Raw genomic sequence first — 22,347 nt, forward strand, 5'->3', positions numbered from 1 at the left:
TCAAAGTTGATCCAATTGAGCATGGGCCCAGTCGCGCACCTCGGCGTAGGGATAGTCTTCCAGCGCAGCAAAACCCGGAATGCCCCGCGCCTTCAACTTGGTAAACAACGGTACGCTGATACCGCCAAGAAAACGCGTCAAACGCTCCGCATTCGGCAAATCCCCCGTGTACTCATGATGCCTGTGGATAAAATCACCGCACAGTCCCATGAAGTTTTTATCCACAAGCGACGGCAGGCTCGGCGGCGCCGGCAGATGGGCAACCTGGCCGTGGCACACCGAACAATGCCCGCAACGCTGGGGCGCATTTTCATCACCAAAGTAGCGCGCCAGGCGTTGCCCCAGGCAGTGCTCGGTGGCGAACAGGTCGAGCATGGCGTGTATCCGCGCGACCTCCGTCACCTCATGCTGCTTGAAGCCTGTGTATAACTCGGCGCTTAGCGCCTGCGGGTCAAAATCGGTGTCGAGCAAACTGTAGACCTCAGTCATCTGCTTGCTTTCGAGTTCGATCAGGCCCTGCTCCTGAAAATAATCCAGCGCCTTCACCACCCGGCTACGTTCGGCATTGTGCTGTTGATAAAGCGCATCGAAATCCACCGTCGCCCAGGTTTTAGCGCGCTTGCATACCTGGATGATCGCCGCGACAAACTGCTGCCGTTCGCCAGAAAAGCGCGCCAGTAGGGCCTCGGGCTCGATCAGGTATTTGAAACGGTATTCCGCATAAAACGCATAGCGCGGTGCGATCACGCCCTTGAGCTCCAATTGCACCAGGAGCGTCTTGAGCGGCAGCTCGCGAATATTGCTGTGGTCCGACAGCGACCTGAGCAGGAACTCCCACTGCCCTTCGCTGCGCGCCGCCTGCAACTCCTCCAGTACACGACGAATGCCTTCCTGCTCCGGCGTGTCACCGTACACGAAGTTTTCCAGCACATTGAGGCTGTCGCGGTTGGCCAACACCAGGCAATCCGATGGCTGCCCGTCACGCCCGGCGCGGCCGATCTCCTGGCTGTAGTTCTCGATGGACTTGGGCAAGTCGAAGTGCACGACATTGCGGATGTCACTCTTGTCGATGCCCATGCCAAACGCGATGGTTGCCACAATGCAATTGGAACGCCCGCCCATGAAACGCTGCTGGATGCCTTCGCGCTTTTCGTGGGGCAACCCCGCGTGATAAGCCTCGGCCTGAATACCGTGGCGGTTCAGATGCTCGGCAATCTGCTCGGCGGTTTTCTGCAAGGTGACGTAGACGATACTCGGCTGGTTGGCCCGCGCTTTCATCCACTCCACCAGCCTGCGGCGTTTGTCGTGGCCGCTGACCGGTTCCACCAGCAGGTTGAGGTTGGAGCGATAGAAGCCCGTGGTCACCACATCCTCGGCAGCAATGGCGAACTTGGCCTGCATGTCGGCGATCACCTTGGGCGTGGCCGTGGCCGTCAGCAACAGCGCCTGGGGGATGTTGAACTGGCGCTGGTAGTCCGGCAGCTTCAAATAATCCGGACGGAAGTTGTGGCCCCATTCGGAAATACAGTGCGCCTCGTCCACCACCAGCAACGAGATCTGCACGCTGTTCAGGAAATTACGGAAACGCTCGTTCTTCAAACGCTCCACGGAAATCATCAGGATCTTGAGCTCGCCCGATCGCGCACGGGCCATGACATCATTGGCTTCATCACGGCTCTGGGCCGAATCGATACTGCCCGCCGAAATGCCATGGCGCTGCAGGAAACCCAACTGGTCCTGCATCAATGCCAGCAACGGCGACACCACCAGCGTCAGGTGCGGCAGCAACACGGCCGACAGCTGGTAACACAAGGATTTGCCCGACCCCGTAGGGAAAATGGCGGCGGCAGAACGCCCAGCCAGCACGGCGCTGACCGTCTCTTCCTGGCCCAAGCGAAAGTGTGGGTAACCAAAGACCTGCTGGAGGGTGTCGTGCATAAGGCTGTCACTCCATTGACCGCTGAACGTGGCTTAAAAACGTAGCCCAGTAAGTTCGGCGAATCGAGAAAGGTCGCAAGGAAAAAAGAGACAGGATGATACACAGGGGGAGGGATGGCCTAGGGCCGAAGTGGGAGGTTTCTGAGAACGTAACAGGAAGCAGTAGATTAAAAATGTGGGAGCTGGCGAGCCCTCCCCCACATTTCACAACCGAGCTACAGCTGAATCAACGGTTCTGCACGCGCTCAATTGCCGTGTCATACACCGGGTTGGCCTTTTGCTCTTTGGCCAACTGGTAATGACGCAACGCATCCGGGAACTGGCCGGCCGCTTCATAGATGCGTGCAATGTTGTAGTAAGCACCGGCACGCACGGTCGCGGCATTGGTACCGTTGGCCAGGGCGATAGCCTTGCGGTTGGCCCAGATCGACTCCGCAGTATTGCCGGCTTTCTGATACGCCAGGCCCAGGTTGCCGTAAGCCTTGCCGAAGCCATTATCCAGCTCGATGGCTTGACGGAAGAAGTCGATGGCCTGGTCCAGGTTACCGGCCTGGTAGGCCGCTTCGCCCTTGAGGTTCAGCTTTTTCGCATCGGCCTGTACCGACGAGCTCACCGTCACGGCGGTGACGGCCACGCTGTCATCCAGCAACGGCTTGACCTCGTTGAGCACATCTTCGGCGCCGACTCTCACGCCGGTGAAGGCGTTGATGTCCTGGAAGTCGCCACTGCCGGTCATGCGGAACACGGTCCACAGGTTGCCGGTGCGGTTCTGCGGCACATAGTAGGTGCGTACCAGGGATTGCCCCATGTACACGAACACCTTGGCCTCACTGTTGGACAACTCGCTGGAGGTGGGAGAGCCGCTGTTGGAATAGTCGTGCACGGCATAGACGTAGCTTTCGCCGTAGTGCTTTTTCTGCAGGGTGATGGTTTCCGGGCCATAGCTGTCGGTGTCATCCACGTCCAGTTCGGCGTCGGTGCCCTTTTTATTGTTGAAGAAGATGTTGTTGCCGGGGAAGATCATATGGGAGTCGAGGTCGCGCGGAGCCTTGCCCCAGGTCAACACCACACGCAGGCCGTCGAGGTTTTCCATCACCGGGCTGATGGCATAGGTCATGCCTTTGCACGGGCACTTCACCACCAGGTTGGAATAGCCAGGCTTCTTGATGATCAGCAGGTTGCTGGCATCGTCAGCCGCCTCACTGGTCAGCGTGACCTGGCCTTGCGCGTTGGTACGGCCCACCACGTTCTGTGCGCCGTTACGTTGCAGCAACACTTCGGCATCGGCGATTTTCTGGTCCTTGACCACCGCACTCAGCACCTCAATCGGCAACTGCTCGGCCTGGACAGAAAACGCCACCGCACACAAAGACATCGCCGAGGCGACACGAAGCAAACCCATGCTTAACTCCCTTTAAGTAGTGGGCGGAATCGCCCTACAAGATTTTGCGGTGAAACATACGCTGAAATGAGCTCGCTGGCAGATTTTTTATACAGATTGTGACGGGGTTTTTATCCCGCCTACCGAGCTACGCATTGCGCTACAATCAAGCCTTGCTTTCCAAGAGGACGCAGCGATGAGCGAACTGACGTTTGAGCAAAAACAGGATCACTATCACAAGATCCGCCGTTCCAATTACCTGGCCAGCCTGCGCCTGGAAGGGTTCGATACCCAACCGACCGACGTCGACAAACCCCTGCCGACACGCGAAGCCGTTCTTGCCAAGTACCGCAACACCTCACACTGATGCTCGACAAATACGGGGTGGGCCAGGCCCCGTACTGCTATCCCGGTAGCAGCATCCTGCGCAACCGCCTCGATTTGCTCGATGAAGCACGCCTGCACCAGGCCGAGCGGGAACTATCCGAAATCGCCGTAGGCAACCTTCCACTCTTTCCGCCGCCCTACGACCTTGATCGTCTGCAACACATTCACCGCATCCTGTTCGGTGACATTTATGACTGGGCCGGCGAACTGCGCAGCGTCAACATCCAGAAAGGCGACACGCTGTTTTGCACCCCAGAGCGTATTCCACCAGAGGCGGCGAAAATCGTCCGGCATATGCAAGACGCCAATTGGTATGTTGGTGCGACTCAGGCTGACCTTGTGCGTCAAATCGCTGAAGCTTATGGCGACCTGAATGTCATTCATCCCTTCCGCGAGGGAAATGGCCGGGCGCAGCGGATCCTGTTTGAACAGATCATCGTGAATGCGGGGTTTTCGGTGAATTGGTGGCTGGTAAAACATGCGGCCTGGATACCCGCGAATATTGATGCGGTGGCGTGTGACTATCGGGGATTGGAAGCGATTTTTGAGCGGTGTATCAGCAAGCCTCTCAGTGTCTGATCGAACCGCGAACGATTAAACCATCTGTTTATTGCCCGAGAACAAACTCACTTCTAAGGTTGGGCTCGTCGCTGCCAATTCAGCGATCGGGCTTGGTCACCCGAAAAACAGCAGAGACAACGTGCCAGCTCTTCTGGCGTATTTCTTTGAATCTGTATTGGAACACTGTGATGACAAAGCCGAACCTTCCCACCAATCGCTATCGTCAGTTACGCACTAACTTCACCGACACCCACCCTCTTCTCATAGACACCGACGCCAAAGCCGAAGACATCCAATCCGCCGCCCACCAGCGTATCCGCGCCGCCAGCGACTTACTGGAAACCTTCTCCTGCGTGACCTTCGAACACGCCGACCCCAAAGACATATCCCACATCATCAATGCGCTGTACCTGCTCGTTCAGGACGGCTGTGATTTGCTGGAAGCTACGCAACACGTACAACTGCAACCAGAGACCGACCAGCCACCACACAGCAATCCGCTACACAGCTAAACCTGTGGGAGCTGGCTTGCCTGCGATGGCGGCGTATCAGGCTATATTCCCAAACCTGAAACACCGCCATCGCGGGCAAGCCCTAATACCCGTAGGAGCGAGCTTGCTCGCGAAAAACTCACAGGCACCGCGTTTATCCAGGAAGGACGCGTTACCGTTGACGTTTTTCGCGAGCAAGCTCGCTCCTACAAAAAGCCGGCGCCAACATTTGCTCGGTTCTGCCGGCAGAATCGGTATCAAGTCATAAATGCAGGAAGGCATTGTAAGAAACCAAAAAACGGCACGTCGTCCGTTTCCCAAACTGCTTCAAATACCCGTTCAACCCTCTATTCCAGTTACGCGTAGCCGACTGAAAATAACCTCGAGAACGCTATCAGCGATTTGATTTATAGCAGGATCCGCAACTTTCACAGCGCAGACATCGTCATTGGCCTGGATGCTCAGGTCAGCGGTGGCATAGGCCCGCAGCGCTCAAGCGTCTCAATGCATGTGTACTCCAGATGAATTTTAGTCAATGGCTTTACCTACAAACAGCGCTATTATTCGCTCTCCATCTGCTGCTGTATTACCAAATCACTGACTGCACGTTAAGAACGCGCTTCGCCGTTACCTTCATCGTAACGGGACTGCTTCTGTTGTTCTGGCTACCCTACATCGCCATTGTCCTGAACATTCAACTTCTTCCCCTGGCCTTGTTTTTGATAGGCTTGGCTCTCTTCATCACGCGAAACAAATACCGCCTGCAACGTAAAAGGCCCCCTCACCCACTCCTACGCACCCCCACCATGAACCTGGCCCCCAACCTCCCCGAAGACCCTGTCATCCAGCAACTCCTGCAATTGCTGCATGAAGAAATCGGTCTGCCGAAACACAAGACCATTAGCCTGCAAACCTCGCTCAACTTCGATCTTGCTTGCGATGGCGTTGAGGCCAAGCAATTCATGGAGGCGCTCGAACAGGATTTCCGGGTCGACCTAAGCGACTACGACGCTTATCGTTACTTTCAGCCACCGATGTTCGACGTGTTCCTGAAGCGTCGCGCCAAGGGCCGTGGTGACAAGATCCCGTTGACCATCGGCATGCTCTACCTGGCGATCAAGACTCACAGCTGGGACACGCAAACGCTGGAAAACCTGAGCTGACTCCAATGAAGATTTTTTTGTAGGAGCGAGCTTGCTCGCGAAAAACTCACAGGCGCCGCGTTTATTCAGGAAGCACGCGTTATCGTTGACGTTTTTCGCGAGCAAGCTCGCTCCTACAAAAAGCCGGCGCCCACATTTGCTCGGTTCTGCCAGCAGAATCGGTATCAAGTCATAAAATGCAGGAAGGCATTGTAAGAAACCAAAAAACGGCGCGTCGTCCGTTTCCCAAACTGCTTCAAACAGTGTCTCGCCCCTCTACAGAAAAGCCCTTTGCCTGGACGAAACTAGCCCCTTCTCCCAACGCTCTCGGCATAATTTGTGAACATAGAAAGGACTCAACACATCAGCCACTATGGCATCACCTTCACGATGATTCGCCTTGGTACTGGCAAACCGGGATTGCCAGGGTGGCTGGTGCTATGAATGAATACATTCAGTGGATCAATTTGCTGCTCTTCTTAATACTGGCCGCTTTCATTGATAGAACAATAAGGTTGCCCCTACTCAGAAAATGGCTCGGGCTCTGCCTATTGATAACCGGTCCAACACTTCTGTTGTATGCCACGTCCTGGATCATAGGGGCACAGCTTGAAAGTCTGCCGATAGTCGCCTTTGTGACAGGCATCGGGTTGCTGAGCACCTCGAATATCTATAGCAGGGTAAAAAACACTCACCCTTTGATGATTGCAACCACCATGAACCTTTCTCCCAACTTCCCCGAAGACCCTGTCATGCAGCAACTTATGCAATTGCTACATGAAGAAATCGACTTGCCAAAACACAAGACCATTGGCCTGCACACGACGCTGAACTTCGACCTGGGTTGCGATGGCGCTGACGCCAAGCAATTCATGGAGGCGCTGGAACAGGATTTCGGGGTCGACCTGGGTGACTACGACGCTTATCGTTACTTCCAGCCGCCGGTGTTCGACGTGTTCCTGAAACGTCGCGCCAAAGGCCGTGGCGACAAGGTCCCGCTGACCATCGGCATGCTCTACCTGGCGATCAAGAACCATAGCTGGGACACGCAAACGCTGGAAAACCTGAGCTGACCTGAGCAACACTGAGCACAAAATGTGGGAGCGGGCTTGCTCGCGAATGCGGCGTGTCAGCCAATATTTACGTTACAGATACATTGCATTCGCGAGCAAGCCCGCTCCCACATTGGGACTGCGCTAAGCTGGCGATCGGTATACAAACAAGGACCTTACATGGACGTAACAATGGGCCTGCTGGCCGCCCTGCTCTGGGGTGGCACGGACTTTCTGGTGGGCCTCAACGCCCGCGCCGTTGGCGTTAAACGCGCGGTGTATTTCGGCCAAGCCCTCGGTTTTTTGATCATGACCCTTCTGCTGGTCATTTTCCCGGCATTCCTTTTCAAATCCCTTGATGCGCCTTTCAGCGTCTGGCTTTTGGGTATGGCCGCCGCCCTGCTGACAGTGTCCGGCGCCCTTGCGCTGTCCAAAGCCTTTGCCTTGGGCAAAGCGGCCATCGTCGCGCCGCTGGTGACGTCCTATGGAGTGGTAACCACCCTGCTCTCCTGGGCCAGCGGTGAGCACATCAGCCCGATACAACTGGGCTGCATCGCCCTGTGCGTAATCGGCGTTGTGCTGTCCAGCATTCACAAGGACAACGGTACGCCCCACAACAACCCGCGCCTGTCGATTGCCTACGCCATGTTCGCCGCAGCCTTGTATGGCACCAGTTTCTGGCTGCAAGGCCGCTACACACTGCCGGCGCTGGGGCCGATCAGCATGTTGTGGCTCGGCTACCTGGTGGGCCTGTGCGTGCTGGTGGTGATGGTGCTGAAGATCAAGGATGGCTTGAAGATCCCGCCGCTGAAAAACTGCGCGACGTTGACCGGGGCGAGCGTGATGAACCTCGGCGGGTTTTCGGCGTTTTCGTGGGGCGCGATGGCCGGCTCGGTGTCGGTGGTGACGGTGATCAGTACGCTGTCGGGAGGGATTGCGGCGATTTTGGGGTTTGTGTTCTTCAAGGAACGATTGTCAGCGGTGCAGGTGGCCGGCGTCGTGCTGGTACTGGTCGGTGCAGTGGTACTGCACATCGCCGACTAATCGTTCGCGCATAAAAAAGCCGCCTACTTAAGAGGCGGCTTTTTTACAACCAGCGAATCTTACAACTTAGGACCCGCCGCCTTGATCGCATCGCTGACTTCAAACTTCTTGAAGTTTTCGATGAACAGGCCAGCCAGCGCCTTCGCGGCTTCGTCGTAGGCAGCCTTGTCAGCCCAGGTGTTGCGTGGGTTCAACAGGCCGGTTTCAACGCCCGGTACGGCCAATGGCACGTCGAGGTTGATGGTGTTCAGGTGTTCGGTTTGCGCACCGATCAACGCACCGCTCTGGATCGCTGCAATCACGCCGCGAGTGGTCGGGATGTTGAAGCGTTTACCAACGCCGTAGCCGCCGCCGGTCCAGCCGGTGTTGACCAGGTAGACCTTGGAGCCGAAACCACGGATGCGCTTGATCAGAAGCTCTGCGTATTCGCCAGCCGGGCGTGGGAAGAACGGCGCGCCGAAGCAGGTGGAGAACGTCGACTTGATGCCGCTGCCCGAACCCATTTCGGTCGAACCCACCAGAGCGGTGTAGCCGGACAGGAAGTGGTAGGCCGCTTGTTCTTCGCTGAGGATCGACACTGGCGGCAGTACGCCGGTCAGGTCGCAGGTCAGGAAGATCACTGCGTTTGGCTCGCCGCCCAGGTTCTTTTCGGAACGCTTGGCAACGTGCTCCAGCGGGTAGGCGGCACGGCTGTTCTGGGTCAGGCTGACGTCGGCGTAGTCGGCGTGCTTGGCCTCGTCGATCACGACGTTTTCCAGCACCGCGCCATGCTTGATGGCTTTCCAGATAACCGGCTCGTTCTTCTCGGACAGGTCGATGCACTTGGCATAGCAACCGCCTTCGATGTTGAACACCACGCCTTCGCCCCAGCCGTGCTCGTCGTCACCGATCAGGTAACGGCTTTCGTCGGCCGACAGGGTGGTCTTGCCAGTGCCGGACAGGCCGAAGAACAGGGTCACGTCGCCTGCTTCGCCGATGTTGGCGGCGCAGTGCATTGGCAGAACGTCGGCAGCCGGCAGCAGGAAGTTCTGCACCGAGAACATGGCTTTTTTCATTTCACCGGCGTAACGCATGCCGGCAATCAGTACTTTTTTCTGGGCGAAGTTGAGGATCACGCAACCGTCGGAGTTGGTGCCGTCACGCTCAGGCACGCACTCGAAGTTGGCCACGTTGAGCACTTGCCACTCTTCACGACCGGCCGGGTTGTACTGGGCCGGATTGATGAACAGGCAACGACCGAACAGGTTCTGCCAGGCAGTCTGGGTGGTCATTTTCACGGCCAGGTAGTGGTCTTCTGCAGCCCCTACGTGAACATGGGAAACGAAATGCTCTTGCGCGTTGTTGAAGGCCTCGACGCGAGCCCACAGGGCATCGAACTTGTCGGCCGGGAACTTGCGGTTGATCGGGCCCCAGGCAATGGCGTCCTGGGTGGAAGGCTCTTCAACGATGAAACGGTCAACCGGCGAACGACCGGTGCGGTGACCGGTTTCTACGACCAGCGCGCCAGTATCGGCAAGCACGCCTTCACCGCGCTGCAGGGCTTCTTTGACCAGATCGTCAACACTCAGATCGGTGTATACGGCGTTATTGGCTTGCGTCATGAGGTTCCCCGTCGGCCTATGGCCGAGTGCTCCAAACGTTTTGTAGTAGAAAGTTGCGCACTACTACCGCGAAAAAAGTGGGCCGGATTATGCCAGAAAAGCCCAAAAAGAGTAGGGCCCTCCCGTCAGAACACCTCTAATCCGGCGTTTGTCAGGTGATTTACCTGTGCTTAAACGTTTTAGTGGCGGGTGTCGGAAGGGGTGTCGCTGCCTGCGCCAGCGAACAATTGCGCTACATCAGCCGCATCGAACAGGTAGCGCTGGTTGCAGAACTGGCAGTCGATCTCGATATGGCCGCCATGTTCCACCACCAGGTTTTGCGCATCTTCCAGGCCCAGGCTGACCAGCGCGTTGCCGGAACGCTCGCGCGAGCAACTGCAATTGAAGCGCAGGCCTTGTGCGTCGAACAGGCGTACAGCCTCTTCGTGGTAGAGGCGGTGCAGGATGGTTTCGTTGTCCAGGCCCAGCAGTTCTTCGGCCTTCAAGGTGTCGGCCAGGGCGATGATATGCCGCCAGCTTTCGGCACGGTCATCCTCATCCTTGATGCGATCGGCCGGCAGTTGTTGCACCAGCAAACCGCGAGCGCGCTTGCCGTCGGCGTTAAGCCAGAACTTGGTGCCCACTTGCTGGGACATGACGAAGTAGTTGGTGAAGCATTCCGACAGGGTTTGGCCGTCGAGGTCGACAATACCCTGGTAGCGCTGGCCTTCGGTCGGGTCGACAGTCAGGGCCAGGACGCCGTTGGGCATCAGGTCGGCCAGGGTAGCGTCCGCAGCAATCTGCTCAGCGTCATAACGAGCCAGGCCACGGATCTCGCGCTCGCTGGAGCACTCGATCATCAACATGGGCACCGGCCCTTCGGAACGCGCCTGCAAAATCAGCAAACCGTCGAACTTCATGGTGCCCACCAGCAGCGCCGCGGCGGCCATCAACTCGCCGAGCAATTGCGCGACTGGCTCCGGATAGGCGTGTTTGGCAAGGACTTCGGCATAGCTGAGCTCCAACGAAACCATCTCGCCGCGGGCATCGCTCTCATCGAAGATGAAGCGTTGGGTGAAGTCGGTATCCGGTAGATCAGTCATAGGTCTGGGTATCTGAAGTGATGACAAAATGATTACAAGGTTTATAAAATTAAACGCTTTAGCACCATCTTGGTGCGACTTCTCCTGAATTCAAGGAGCACAATAGAGCGATGAGGGACAGTTTATGAACAATCCGGGTTTGTTCCAAGCCAACTGGAACCTCCGGCGATGGGCTCTTTGCAATCTACTCGCTATGGGGCTGCTGTGTTTTTGGCTGTGGCCCACGGGCCAGATGCTCTGTGTGATTTTCGACGAGTGGCTGTTTCACCTGCTCAATGGCCCATTGGCCACGAACTCGACCTGGTTGCATGTATGGGCCGTGGCGAGCCTGCGGCCGTTTGATGCAGTGGTCGGCGTGATTTTGCTGGCGCTGCTGATTCGCGGCGACTGGGTGTTCAAGGCCGTGCAGGTGCGCCAGGCGTTTTTTGGCTTCCTCGGCATCCTGCTGCTGTTGCTGTTTATCCGCATGCTGTTCTCCAAACTCGCGGCGCACATGGACTGGCAGCACAGTAGCCCGTCGATGGTCATCAGCGGCGCGATTCAAATGAGCGACTTTTTCCCAGGGCTGGAGAAAACCTGGGAGCTGAAGGACCGCTCGAGCCAGAGCTTCCCCGGCGACCATGCTTCGGTGCTGTTGATCTGGGCGATGTTCATGAGCGTGTTCGCCCGGCGCATCGGCCAGGTGCTGGTGATCTGGGGCCTGGCGCTGCTGTTCATGATGCCGCGGCTGGTCGCCGGCGCGCACTGGGGCCAGGATGATTACATCGGCGGCGTGCTGCTGGCGCTGTTGGCGTTGGGGTGGGGGTATTACACGCCGTTTGCGGCGAAGGTATCGGGCGCTTTGTTGCGCATGACGGCGCCGCTTTTCGGGCTACTGAGCAAGTTGCCCGTTATTGGGCGGTTGAGTGTCATGCGCACAACGCCGTAACCCCCTGGGCTAAAAGTGGGTTTGCCCTAATGCCAGTCAGTTAAGCGGGCATCCCCTTCTGTAGGAGCGAGCTTGCTCGCGAAAAACTTACAGGCGCCGCGTTCATTCAGCAAACACGCGTTATCGTTGACGTTTTTCGCGAGCAAGCTCGCTCCTACAAAAAAGCTGGCCTGCTCCCACATTTGATCGAGTTTGCATAGGCGATTCGTGCAATCAATCGTCATTGCCGCTGCCGCGAAACTTGAACAGATCGCGGCGTTGCTTCTTGCTCGGCTTACCATCGGTGGTCAAGCCTGAAGCCCCCGCCTTGCGCATGGCCGCAGCGTTCTCACGCTTGGCAATGCTGGCTTCGGTTTCCGCATACAGCGCCTGCGCTTCAGGCGCGCCGCGGCGTACGATGGAAAGTGCCTGCACCACGATGGTTTTTTCATCAAAACCTGTACGAATCTGAAACTCGTCACCGACGCGCGGCTCCTTGCCCGGCTTGCAGCGCTCGCCGCGATGATGCACCTTGCCGCTCTCTATAGCCGCCTTGGCCAGGGCGCGGGTCTTGTAGAACCGGGCTGCCCACAACCACTTGTCCAACCGGACCTTCTCTTGCTCTTCCTGCTTTTGAGCCACTTGAATTCCTCGCTCTGAAAAATGTCGCAACTTTACCGTTGAAACCCTTCGACGCATAAACCCCCAGGCTCACCTAAGATACGCCAGGTAGCACCCTGTTTTCGCGAGGATACGCCGTGACCGACTTTCCCGTTTCACTCACCTCGCCCAACCAGCGGTGCGTGGGCTGCCAGCAAAGCGAGCCGCTGGGGTTCGATTTTGCGTTTGCCTACCAGCCTATCGTAGATCTGCGTGACCATTCGATATTCGCCCACGAAGCCTTGGTGCGCGGTACCCAGGGAGAGGGCGCGCTGTCGGTGCTGGCTCAGGTCAACGAAACCAATCGCTACCGCTTCGACCAGCGCTGCCGGACCAAAGCCATCGCCGGTGCCGCTGCCTTGGGCATGCAGACTCACCTTTCCATCAACTTCATGCCCAATGCCGTATATCGCCCGGAGCTGTGTATCCGCAGCACGCTGGAGGCCGCCCGGGCGCACAATTTCCCGCTGGGCCGGCTGATTTTCGAGACCCTGGAAAGCGAGCACGTAGATAACTATCGCCATTTGACGAATATTCTGCGTGAATACCGCGAATTCGGCTTCAAGACCGCCATCGACGACTTCGGTGCGGGCTATTCGGGGCTGAACCTGCTGGCCGATTTCCAACCTGATTTGATCAAGCTCGACATGGCGCTGATTCGCGATGTCGACCAGGATCGTGTCCGTCAGGTGATCGTCCGGGGGATTGTCACAATCTGTGAGCAGTTGGGGGTTACTGTCATCGCCGAGGGCATCGAAAGTGCCGGCGAGCGCGACTTCCTATCCGACTGCGGAATATTTCTGATGCAGGGTTTCTGGTTCGCCAAGCCTGCATTCAAAGCGTTGGCTGAGGTATCTCCTCAAGCCTGGGCAAATTGACCGGTTAACCCTATTGAAGACATTTGACCATTTGACCGTTGTAGGTCTGCGTGAGTGGGTGGCACTTCCCGACTTGGGAGTGGCGGGCCTGCGCGCGAAGATCGACACCGGCGCCAGCACCTCAAGCCTGCACGCCACCGATATCGAGCCCTTTGAGCGCGACGGTGAAAAGTGGGTGCGATTTACCGCGCACCTGGGCAGCGTGGTGCAATTGCGTCACCGGCGCTGTGAAGCGCCCCTGGTGACGATGAAAACCATCAAGAGCTCCAACGGCCATGCACAGGTGCGCTATGTGATCAGCACCACCCTGGCCCTGGGTGATCGGGTATGGCGGGTGGAGTTCACCCTCGCCTGTCGCAAAGCCATGCGTTACCGCCTGCTGCTGGGCTCCAAGGCGCTGATTGACGGCCAATTGGTGGTCAATCCGGGCCTCAAGTACGTTCAAGACAAGCCGGTGTTCCCGGTCTCCACTATTTCTGCCCCAGGTGCTGCATGAAGATTGCTGTGCTGTCGCGAAACCCGCGTCTGTATTCCACCCGCCGCCTGGTCGAGGCCGGCACTGAACGTGGCCATGAAATGGTGGTAATCGACACGTTGCGTGCCTACATGAACATCGCCAGCCACAAGCCGCAGATCCACTACCGGGGCAAGCCCCTGGAAGGCTTTGATGCGGTGATCCCGCGTATCGGCGCTTCGGTGACGTTCTATGGCTGCGCGGTATTGCGCCAGTTTGAAATGATGGGGGTGTTTCCGCTGAATGAATCCGTGGCCATTGCGCGCTCGCGGGACAAGCTGCGTTCCCTGCAACTGCTGTCGCGCCGGGGCATCGGCCTGCCAGTCACCGGTTTTGCCCACTCCCCGGATGACATTCCCGACCTGATCGAGATGGTCAACGGCGCACCGCTGGTGATCAAGGTGCTCGAAGGCACCCAGGGCATCGGCGTGGTGCTGTGTGAAACAGCAACGGCAGCGGAGTCGGTGATTGAGGCGTTCATGGGCCTCAAGCAGAACATCATGGTGCAGGAATACATCAAGGAAGCTGGCGGCGCGGACATTCGCTGCTTCGTGGTGGGCGACAAGGTGATTGCGGCCATGAAGCGCCAGGCCAAGCCCGGTGAGTTCCGCTCCAACCTGCACCGTGGCGGAAGCGCCAGCCTGATCAAAATCACCCCTGAAGAACGCATGACCGCGCTGCGTGCGGCCAAGGTGATGGGGCTGAGCGTGGCGGGCGTGGACATCCTGCGCTCCAATCATGGCCCGCTGGTGATGGAAGTGAACTCATCGCCAGGCCTGGAAGGGATCGAAACCACCACCGGTAAGGATGTGGCGGGGATCATCATTCAGCATCTGGAGAAGAATGGCGGACCGAATATGACTCGGACCAAGGGCAAGGGCTGAATACCCACACCTACCACCCGCCACAAACCACTGTGGGAGCTGGCTTGCCTGCGATAGCGGCCTGCCAGCCGGCGGCTATCTACCTGGCGCCCCTCGGTCCCAATGTGGGAGCGGGCTTGCTCGCGAAGGCGGCCTGACAATCAACACAGTTATACCGAGTACATATCCATTCCTGCGGTAACGGCCACCTAGGGTTCCGCTCTGACAGCGGCTCACTTTTGAAAAGCGCAAAAGTAAGCAAAACGCTCTTGCCCCACCACTCGGCACCTCGCCTAGGCTCGGTGTGCCCGTAATCCGACATTGATTTGGGGGGCCGCCGCCACGCGCCATCCATGGCGCGGGGCGGCTAAACCGGCATCCCTGCCGGTTTACCCCCCAAATCAATGTCGAATTCCGGCCAGCGTGGTTTAACGGGGCGCCTAAGATCAAAAGCAGATTAAGATCAAGAGCGACTCGCTTCGCATCGTAGTTACCGTCGGCTGCTACAACGTACAAAATTGTGTAGATACCTATGCTGCGATAGCGGTAGCTCAGTCAACAACGATGTTGAATGTACCGCCCTCTTCGCAGGCAAGCCAGCCCCCACATTTGCATTCATATAGCTTATTAGACAGCGTCTCTAGGCAGCATCAACCCCAGCGGCAGCCGCACCCGCGCCTCCAACCCGCCGCCTTCGCGGTTGCGCAACTCAACATTGCCGCCATGCATCGACGCAATCCGCCGCACAATCGCCAACCCCAACCCGGTGCCCTTGCCACCTCGGGCTCGGTCACCACGGGTGAAGGGGTTGAAGATACCTTCCAGTTCCGCCGGATCGATTCCTGTGCCACGGTCCATCACACTCAGCACCACGTAAGGGGCGGCACTGTCGCCGGAGACGTACGCGGCCACTTCCACATCGGAACCGGCATGGTGCAAGGCGTTGCCAATCAAGTTGTTCAGCAGGCGCTTCATCGACACCCGGCGTAAGGCGAACGGCTGGATCGGCTCCAGGCGCGTGCGCACCTGCTCACCATTCTGGTTATAGGGCGCAACCACCTCACGCACGAGGTCGGTGAGGTCGACCTCTTCGACTACTTCATCCCGCCCGTCACGGATGAACGCCAGGAACTGGTCCAGGATGGCGTCCATGTCTTCGATGTCGCGCACCATGTCATCGGTGAGGTCGGTATGGTCACCCATCAACTCCAGGGACAACCGCAATCGCGTCAGCGGCGTGCGCAAGTCATGGGACACCCCCGCCAGCATCAACTCGCGCTCGCGCCCAGCTTGTTCGACGTCTTCCGCCATTTGGTTGAACGCGCCGTACACCTCGGTCATCTCACTGGGCGTGTCGCTGACCGGCAGGCGCACACTGCGGCCCTGGCCCAGTTGGCGAGCGGCAAACACCAGGCGTTTGAGGGGTTGGTTGAGCTGGCGGACGAAAATCCACGCAGACGCCGTTGAGAGCAAGCCAATGGCCAGGAACCAACCCAACACGTTCCAGATTTTTTGCCCCCGCAGCGGGTGCGGATAAAGCGGAACTTTGATCCACGCATCCCCCAGGCTGGGCGCTCGCACCCACAGCGCAGGCGAAACATGCATACGCAGGCGCACCTCGGTGTCGGCACCCAATTCGGCCTGCATCTGGCGCTGGTAAATTTCGCTGTAAGGCCAATGTTGTTCGCCTTCAGGCACACCGGCGCCGTCCACCCGAGTCAGGGTCGATGCCTTGGCTACCTTTTCGCGGTTCTCAGGGTCTACCGCCCAATAACCACGCAACGTCAGGGCGACGCCATGGCTGTACTGCCGGTCTACCAGCACGTCTTCGTTCATCAGCAGATAAACCAGCGTGAGCGCCTTGGAAAACAGAACGACAATAAGCACCAGCCAGAGGGTGCGGGAGAAGAAACTTTGTGGGAACCACAGCGGGGTTTTCATAGATGAAAGCTGCACACCTTGCAGGAACGAGCGGTGCTCGCAGAATTGCAGACGCCGGGCATCCCGTCGACCTTCATGGGGTCAAACGCCAGGATACCCGCCCCTGCAAATCATCGGTCACTTGGTTGCGGTGCCATCCGGCACAAACACATAACCCACACCCCACACGGTCTGGATATACCGCGGCTTGGACGGGTCTGGCTCGATCATCCGGCGCAGTCGGGAAATCTGCACATCAATGGAGCGCTCCAGGGCGTCCCATTCCCGGCCACGGGCCAGGTTCATCAGCTTGTCACGGGTCAGCGGCTGGCGAGCGTTCATCACCAAGGCCTTGAGCACTGCGAATTCACCGGTGGTGAGCATGTGCACTTCTTCACCGCGCTTGAGCTCACGGGTAGCCAGCGACAGTTCGTAGTCGCCAAAGGTGACGCTTTCGTCTTCGCTGCCCGGTGCGCCCGGTACCGCCGGTGCCTGGCGACGCAACACGGCCTTGACCCGCGCCATCAGCTCATCGGGGTTGAACGGTTTGGCCAGGTAGTCATCAGCACCCAGTTCCAGGCCTTTGATACGGCTCAGTTCATCGCCCTTGGCGGTGAGCATGATGATCGGGATCTGGTTGTTCGCACCGCGCAGGCGCTTGCACGCGGTGAGGCCGTCTTCGCCGGGCAGCATCAGGTCGAGTACGACCAGATTGAAGACTTCACGCCCTAACAGGCGATCCATCTGCTCGGTGTTCGGCACCGCGCGGGCACGATAGCCCTTGGAGTTGAAAAAACGCTCCAGCAGGCTGCTCAGCCCCGGATCGTCATCAACGATGAGAATTTTTTCGCCTTCAGCAGTTTGTGCGGTGCTGCTCATTGGATGCTCCTCTTATCTCGGCGCGCATTATGGCGTAGCTGCCGTTATACGCACCGTGTGCATTGTTAGCAGATTTTTCATCTACTGCCAGCGAACCCGCGCCCTACAACCTGCGGCGCAGTAGCCCCCAAGGGCAGAACGCTGGTTATAATGCGGCGCCTGCGTGCGGGGCAACGTCAGATCGTTACCGTTTGCTGCCGGGCTTTTTTTACCCGCTTGTCGTGAATTTTTCGATTTCGAGGGTCAATAGCCAGCCTCTTGACCCAGGCAGCGGCGCCAGTCGGGCCGCTCAACCAGCCTCGCCGTGCCTTGTTTAACGGGCCGGCGCGCTGATTTTAAGAATTTCAGGTGGTTTTATGGACAGCATCAACAGCCGCATCGCCGAGGAACTCGGCGTACGCCCACAACAGGTCGAAGCGGCCGTCGCTCTACTGGATGAAGGCTCCACGGTGCCTTTCATCGCCCGTTACCGAAAAGAAGTGACCGGCAGCCTCGACGACACCCAACTGCGGCACCTGGAAGAGCGCCTGCGCTACCTGCGAGAACTCGACGAGCGGCGTATCAGCATCCTCGCCAGCATCGAGGAACAGGGCAAGTTGACCCCGCAACTGGAACGCGACATCAAGCTCGCCGACACCAAGACCCGCCTCGAAGACCTTTACCTGCCGTACAAACAGAAACGTCGTACAAAGGGCCAGATCGCCCTGGAAGCCGGCCTGGGTGATTTGGCCGATGGCCTGTTCAACGACCCGTCGCTGACGCCAGAAACCGAAGCCGCACGCTTTATCGATGCTGAAAAAGGCGTCGCCGACGTCAAGGCCGCCCTCGAAGGCGCCAAGTACATCCTGATGGAGCGCTTCGCCGAAAACGCCAGCCTCCTGGAAAAACTGCGTACCTACCTCAAGCAAGAAGCCATCCTCAGCGCCCGCGTCATCGCCGGCAAAGAGGAAGAAGGCGCCAAGTTCCGCGACTACTTCGAACACGACGAGCCGCTCAAAAGCATGCCGTCCCACCGCGCCCTGGCGATTTTCCGCGGCCGCAACGAAGGCATTCTCAGCTCCGCGTTGAAGGTCGGTGACGAGCTGCCGGGCACCATGCACCCGTGCGAAGGCATGATCGGTCAACAATTCGGCATCCAGAACCAGAACCGCCCGGCAGACAAGTGGCTTGGCGAAGTGGTGCGCTGGACCTGGAAGGTCAAGCTCTACACCCACCTGGAAACCGACCTGCTCGGCGAGTTGCGCGACGGCGCCGAAACCGAGGCGATCAACGTGTTCGCCCACAACCTGCACGACCTGCTGTTGGCCGCACCGGCCGGCCCGCGTGCCACCCTGGGCCTCGACCCGGGCCTGCGCACCGGTTGCAAAGTCGCGGTGGTCGATGCTACCGGCAAGCTGCTGGACCACGCCACCGTGTACCCGCACGTTCCGCACAACAAGTGGGACCAGACTCTGGCGATCCTGGCCGCCCTGTGCGCCAAGCACGCGGTGGACCTGATCGCCATCGGCAACGGCACTGCCAGCCGCGAAACCGACAAGCTGGCCGCCGAGCTGATCAAAAAATACCCAGCCATGAAGATGACCAAGGTCATGGTCTCCGAAGCAGGCGCTTCGGTGTACTCGGCGTCGGAGTTGGCCTCCAAGGAATTCCCGGACCTCGACGTGTCGATCCGTGGCGCGGTGTCCATCGCCCGTCGCCTGCAAGACCCGCTGGCCGAACTGGTGAAGATCGACCCTAAATCCATCGGCGTCGGCCAGTACCAGCACGACGTGTCGCAGCTCAAACTGGCACGCGGGCTGGATGCTGTGGTGGAAGACTGCGTAAACGCCGTGGGCGTGGATGTGAACACCGCGTCCGTGGCCCTGCTGGCGCGGATCTCCGGCCTCAACGCCACCCTGGCGCAGAACATCGTCAGTCACCGCGACGAAAACGGCGCGTTCAAAACCCGCGCCGCGCTGAAAAAAGTCGCACGCCTGGGCGAAAAAACCTTTGAACAGGCTGCTGGTTTCCTACGCGTAATGAACGGCGACAACCCGCTGGACGCCTCTGCGGTTCACCCGGAAGCCTACCCATTGGTGCAACGCATTGCCGCCGAGACCGACCGCGATATCCGTTCGTTGATCGGTGATGCCGCGTTCCTCAAGCGTCTGGATCCGAAGAAGTACACCGACGAAACCTTCGGTGTGCCGACCATCACCGATATCCTGCAAGAGCTGGAGAAACCGGGTCGCGACCCGCGCCCCGAGTTCAAGACCGCCGAGTTCCAGGACGGCGTCGAAGACCTCAAGGACCTGCAACCGGGCATGATCCTCGAAGGCGTGGTAACCAACGTGACCAACTTCGGCGCATTCGTGGATATCGGCGTGCATCAGGACGGTTTGGTGCATATCTCCGCGCTTTCGGAGAAGTTCATCAAGGACCCACGTGAAGCGGTGAAAGCCGGTGACGTGGTCAAGGTCAAGGTCATGGAAGTCGACATCCCGCGTAAACGCGTGGGCCTGTCGATGCGCATGAGCGACACCCCCGGCGAGAAAATCGACGGTGCCCGTGGCGCTCGCCCAGGTTCGGCGCCGCGCCAGTCGCAGAACAACGCGCCGCGCAAGGAAACCACAGCCGCCGCGCCAAGCAACAACGCCATGGCGTCGCTGTTTGCCAACGCTAAACAGCTGAAGAAGCGCTGATGGAGATGCCGGCCGGTTTGACCCAGAGCGCCTTCAGCGAACTGATCGGCTGCCGCCTGCAACGCCTGGAAGAGGGCGTTGCCGAGGTGGCCCTGACCCTGGAGCCGCACCTGCGCAACCGCGCAGGCAAGCTCCATGGCGGGGCGATTTTCAGCCTGGTGGACATCACCATGGGCCTGGCCTGTTCCAGCGCCCATGGTTTTGACCAGCAGAGCGCTACCATCGAATGCAAGATCAACTATATCCGCGCTGTAGAAGACGGTGATGTGCTCTGCACCAGCCGGGTGATCCACGCCGGTCGCCGCACCCTGGTGGTCGAGGCCGAGGTGTACCAAGGCGAAAGACTTGTCGCAAAAGCGCAGGGCACGTTCGCTGTCCTATAGCTCCCCACCCCCGATTTGAGTTAATTTCGGCGCTGCGATAACAGCGTCGGAATTTTCTCGCTGCGCTGTAGCCCAATTCATGGAGTGAAGTCGGCAAATTCAGAGCGGGTCAAATCGACTCAAAACCAGGCGATCACGCCAGTTTCAACTTCACCCTTGTAGACCGTCCTGCCCACCCCCATATTGGGGCGACTGACGCGTGAAGGAATCCAACTTGAGCGAACTTCTCAACCGCCGCCTGGCCCTGCTCGGCAAGCGCGAACACCTCTCCCTGCTAGAGCAATGCTTGCACGGCATCGAGCGCGAATGCCTGCGTGTCACCAACGAAGGTCGCCTGGCGCAAACGCCGCACCCCGAAGCCTTGGGCGCCGCGCTGACCAATGAACAGATCACCACCGACTACTCGGAATCGCTGCTGGAGTTCATCACCCCAGCCCTGCCGAACCCGGCCGATACTCTGAGCAACCTGGACAAGATCCATCGCTTTGCCTACTCCAAGCTGGGCAGCGAATACCTGTGGAGCCCCTCGATGCCGTGCCCTTTGCCGGCCGAGGAAGATATTCCGATTGCCTACTACGGCACCTCCAATATCGGTCAGCTCAAGTACGTGTACCGCAAGGGCTTGGCCCTGCGTTACGGCAAGACCATGCAGTGCATTGCAGGCATCCACTACAACTTTTCCCTGCCGGAACAGCTGTGGCCGTTGCTCAAGGAAACAGAAGGATTTGTCGGCACCGACCGTGACTATCAGTCCACGGCCTACATCGCGCTGATCCGTAATTTCCGGCGCTACAGCTGGCTGTTGATGTACCTGTTCGGTGCCTCGCCCGCCCTGGACGCCGGCTTTCTGCGCGGGCGCTCGCATCAGCTTGAAGTCCTCGACGCCGACACCCTGTACCTGCCCTACGCCACCAGCCTGCGCATGAGCGACCTGGGTTACCAGAGCAACGCGCAGGCCGGCCTGACGCCGTGCTACAACGACTTGGCCAGCTACACCGACAGCCTGCGCGAAGCGGTGGCAACGCCCTACGCGCCGTACGTTGAAGTCGGCACGCACAAGGATGGCGAGTGGGTTCAGCTCAATACCAACATCCTGCAGATCGAAAACGAGTACTACTCCAACATCCGCCCCAAGCGTGTGACCTACACCGGCGAGCGGCCGATCCAGGCGCTGATGGCCCGTGGTATTCAGTACATCGAAGTGCGCTGCCTGGACATCAACCCGTTCCTGCCGATGGGTATCGACCTGCCGGAATCACGTTTCCTCGACGCGTTCCTGCTGTACTGCGCACTGAACGACAGCCCGCTGTTCGCCAACAACGAGTGCGGCAACGCCACCTCCAACTTCCTCAGCGTGGTCAAGGAAGGCCGCCGTCCGGGCCTGCAATTGCAGCGTGACGGCCAGCCGGTGGACATGAAGGAATGGGCCGCCGAGTTGCTGGAGAAGATTGCCCCGCTGGCCGCCCTGCTCGATCAGAGCCACGGCATCACCGAACACAGCGAGGCACTGGACGCCCAGTTGGCCAAGGTCAAGGACCCGTCCCTGACACCGTCGGCCCAGGTGTTGGCAGCCATGGCGGAGCGCAAGGAAAGTTTTGCGCAGTTCTCCCTGCATCAAAGCGAAGTGCATGCTGAATACTTTCGCAAAGAGCCTTTGGCGGCTGACGAACAAGCGCGCTTTGAAGAACTGGCCCGTGCGTCGCTGGCGCAACAGGCGGAGCTGGAGCAGAACGAAGTGGGCGATTTCGACGTGTTTGTCGGCTCGTACCAGGCAAGCATCCTCGCCATCAGCAACTAAGTAGCACCCTGTAGGAGCGAGCTTGCTCGCGAAGAACCCACGGAAACCGCGTTCATCCAGACTGAACGCGTCACCGTTAACGTTTTTCGCGAGCAAGCTCGCTCCTACAAGTTTTAAGCTAATTCGAAAAAGTTATTTATTTTCGAATTCTTAGATCATTTAGTCTCCTCTCACGCCGACCCTCG

General features: G+C 58.6%; 20 protein-coding genes. 13 read left to right on the top strand and 7 right to left on the bottom strand.

Annotated features, from left to right (window positions below; genetic code table 11):
* The gene (locus tag V8689_RS28365; RefSeq protein ID WP_056782623.1) at positions 1–1,938 is read right to left on the bottom strand and encodes a RecQ family ATP-dependent DNA helicase; all 1,938 of its coding nucleotides are present in this window, start codon (positions 1,936–1,938) and stop codon (positions 1–3) included.
* A gap of 226 nt (positions 1,939–2,164) precedes the next feature.
* The gene (locus V8689_RS28370; protein WP_056782622.1) at positions 2,165–3,340 is read right to left on the bottom strand and encodes a tetratricopeptide repeat protein; all 1,176 of its coding nucleotides are present in this window, start codon (positions 3,338–3,340) and stop codon (positions 2,165–2,167) included.
* Positions 3,341–3,515: 175 nt separating this feature from the next.
* Between V8689_RS28370 and V8689_RS28375 the strand changes: the two genes are divergently transcribed.
* The 6 genes from V8689_RS28375 to V8689_RS28400 all read left to right on the top strand — a co-directional run bounded on the left by V8689_RS28375 (position 3,516) and on the right by V8689_RS28400 (position 7,996).
* A complete protein-coding gene (locus V8689_RS28375) occupies positions 3,516–3,686 on the top strand; it encodes a YhfG family protein (protein WP_150073543.1) in 171 nt (56 codons plus the stop codon).
* On the top strand, positions 3,686–4,285 hold the full coding sequence (locus tag V8689_RS28380) for a putative adenosine monophosphate-protein transferase Fic (protein ID WP_056782621.1): 600 nt from the start codon (positions 3,686–3,688) through the stop codon (positions 4,283–4,285). Before V8689_RS28375 ends, V8689_RS28380 begins: the two co-directional genes overlap by 1 nt.
* A gap of 170 nt (positions 4,286–4,455) precedes the next feature.
* The gene (locus V8689_RS28385; protein WP_056782620.1) at positions 4,456–4,779 is read left to right on the top strand and encodes a hypothetical protein; all 324 of its coding nucleotides are present in this window, start codon (positions 4,456–4,458) and stop codon (positions 4,777–4,779) included.
* 785 nt (positions 4,780–5,564) lie between these two features.
* Positions 5,565–5,921 (top strand): DUF1493 family protein, encoded by a 357-nt coding sequence (locus V8689_RS28390; RefSeq protein WP_282390263.1) that lies wholly within the window; start codon positions 5,565–5,567, stop codon positions 5,919–5,921.
* Between the two features lie 695 nt (positions 5,922–6,616).
* Positions 6,617–6,973: a DUF1493 family protein gene (locus tag V8689_RS28395; protein WP_056782619.1), complete on the top strand. Its 357-nt coding sequence runs from the start codon at positions 6,617–6,619 to the stop codon at positions 6,971–6,973.
* Positions 6,974–7,132: 159 nt separating this feature from the next.
* Positions 7,133–7,996 (top strand): DMT family transporter, encoded by an 864-nt coding sequence (locus V8689_RS28400; RefSeq protein ID WP_223816939.1) that lies wholly within the window; start codon positions 7,133–7,135, stop codon positions 7,994–7,996.
* Positions 7,997–8,055: 59 nt separating this feature from the next.
* Here V8689_RS28400 and V8689_RS28405 read toward each other — a convergent pair whose 3' ends face one another.
* Entirely contained in the window at positions 8,056–9,597 is a 1,542-nt protein-coding gene (locus V8689_RS28405; RefSeq protein WP_056782617.1) for a phosphoenolpyruvate carboxykinase, read from the bottom strand.
* 179 nt (positions 9,598–9,776) lie between these two features.
* On the bottom strand, positions 9,777–10,679 hold the full coding sequence (gene hslO / locus V8689_RS28410; RefSeq protein WP_003187686.1) for an Hsp33 family molecular chaperone HslO: 903 nt from the start codon (positions 10,677–10,679) through the stop codon (positions 9,777–9,779).
* Between the two features lie 124 nt (positions 10,680–10,803).
* Between hslO and V8689_RS28415 the strand changes: the two genes are divergently transcribed.
* A complete protein-coding gene (locus V8689_RS28415) occupies positions 10,804–11,607 on the top strand; it encodes a phosphatase PAP2 family protein (RefSeq protein WP_056782616.1) in 804 nt (267 codons plus the stop codon).
* Between the two features lie 213 nt (positions 11,608–11,820).
* On the opposite strand, the gene V8689_RS28420 is transcribed toward V8689_RS28415, so the two are convergent.
* The gene (locus tag V8689_RS28420) at positions 11,821–12,228 is read right to left on the bottom strand and encodes an RNA-binding S4 domain-containing protein (protein WP_056782615.1); all 408 of its coding nucleotides are present in this window, start codon (positions 12,226–12,228) and stop codon (positions 11,821–11,823) included.
* 116 nt (positions 12,229–12,344) lie between these two features.
* On the opposite strand from V8689_RS28420, the gene V8689_RS28425 reads away from it, so the two are divergent.
* From V8689_RS28425 to rimK, 3 genes are all read left to right on the top strand, one after another.
* Positions 12,345–13,124: an EAL domain-containing protein gene (locus V8689_RS28425; protein ID WP_056782614.1), complete on the top strand. Its 780-nt coding sequence runs from the start codon at positions 12,345–12,347 to the stop codon at positions 13,122–13,124.
* 79 nt (positions 13,125–13,203) lie between these two features.
* A complete protein-coding gene (locus V8689_RS28430) occupies positions 13,204–13,620 on the top strand; it encodes an ATP-dependent zinc protease family protein (RefSeq protein WP_229999889.1) in 417 nt (138 codons plus the stop codon).
* Positions 13,617–14,522, top strand: a complete 906-nt coding sequence (rimK, locus tag V8689_RS28435; protein ID WP_003187674.1) for a 30S ribosomal protein S6--L-glutamate ligase — start codon at positions 13,617–13,619, stop codon at positions 14,520–14,522. The genes V8689_RS28430 and rimK overlap by 4 nt, the downstream gene beginning before the upstream one ends.
* Positions 14,523–15,128: 606 nt before the next feature.
* Here the strand turns inward: rimK and V8689_RS28440 are convergent.
* Together V8689_RS28440 and ompR are read right to left on the bottom strand one after the other, a co-directional pair.
* Positions 15,129–16,442, bottom strand: coding sequence for an ATP-binding protein (locus tag V8689_RS28440; protein WP_003187671.1), 1,314 nt, complete (start codon positions 16,440–16,442; stop codon positions 15,129–15,131).
* 117 nt (positions 16,443–16,559) lie between these two features.
* On the bottom strand, positions 16,560–17,300 hold the full coding sequence (gene ompR / locus V8689_RS28445; RefSeq protein ID WP_003187669.1) for an osmolarity response regulator transcription factor OmpR: 741 nt from the start codon (positions 17,298–17,300) through the stop codon (positions 16,560–16,562).
* Between the two features lie 356 nt (positions 17,301–17,656).
* On the opposite strand from ompR, the gene V8689_RS28450 reads away from it, so the two are divergent.
* The 3 genes from V8689_RS28450 to gshA all read left to right on the top strand — a co-directional run bounded on the left by V8689_RS28450 (position 17,657) and on the right by gshA (position 22,162).
* Positions 17,657–19,981 carry a Tex family protein gene (locus tag V8689_RS28450; protein ID WP_056782613.1) on the top strand — a complete coding sequence of 775 codons (2,325 nt, stop codon included), beginning with the start codon at positions 17,657–17,659 and terminating at the stop codon, positions 19,979–19,981.
* Complete coding sequence (locus V8689_RS28455) at positions 19,981–20,364, top strand: PaaI family thioesterase (protein WP_056782612.1); 384 nt, start codon at positions 19,981–19,983, stop codon at positions 20,362–20,364. Before V8689_RS28450 ends, V8689_RS28455 begins: the two co-directional genes overlap by 1 nt.
* Positions 20,365–20,578: 214 nt before the next feature.
* Positions 20,579–22,162, top strand: a complete 1,584-nt coding sequence (gene gshA / locus V8689_RS28460) for a glutamate--cysteine ligase (protein ID WP_056782611.1) — start codon at positions 20,579–20,581, stop codon at positions 22,160–22,162.
* Positions 22,163–22,347 lie beyond the last annotated feature (185 nt).

The sequence above is a fragment of the Pseudomonas sp. AK181 genome (assembly GCF_051122975.1).
Taxonomy (GTDB): Bacteria; Pseudomonadota; Gammaproteobacteria; order Pseudomonadales; family Pseudomonadaceae; genus Aquipseudomonas; species Aquipseudomonas lactis.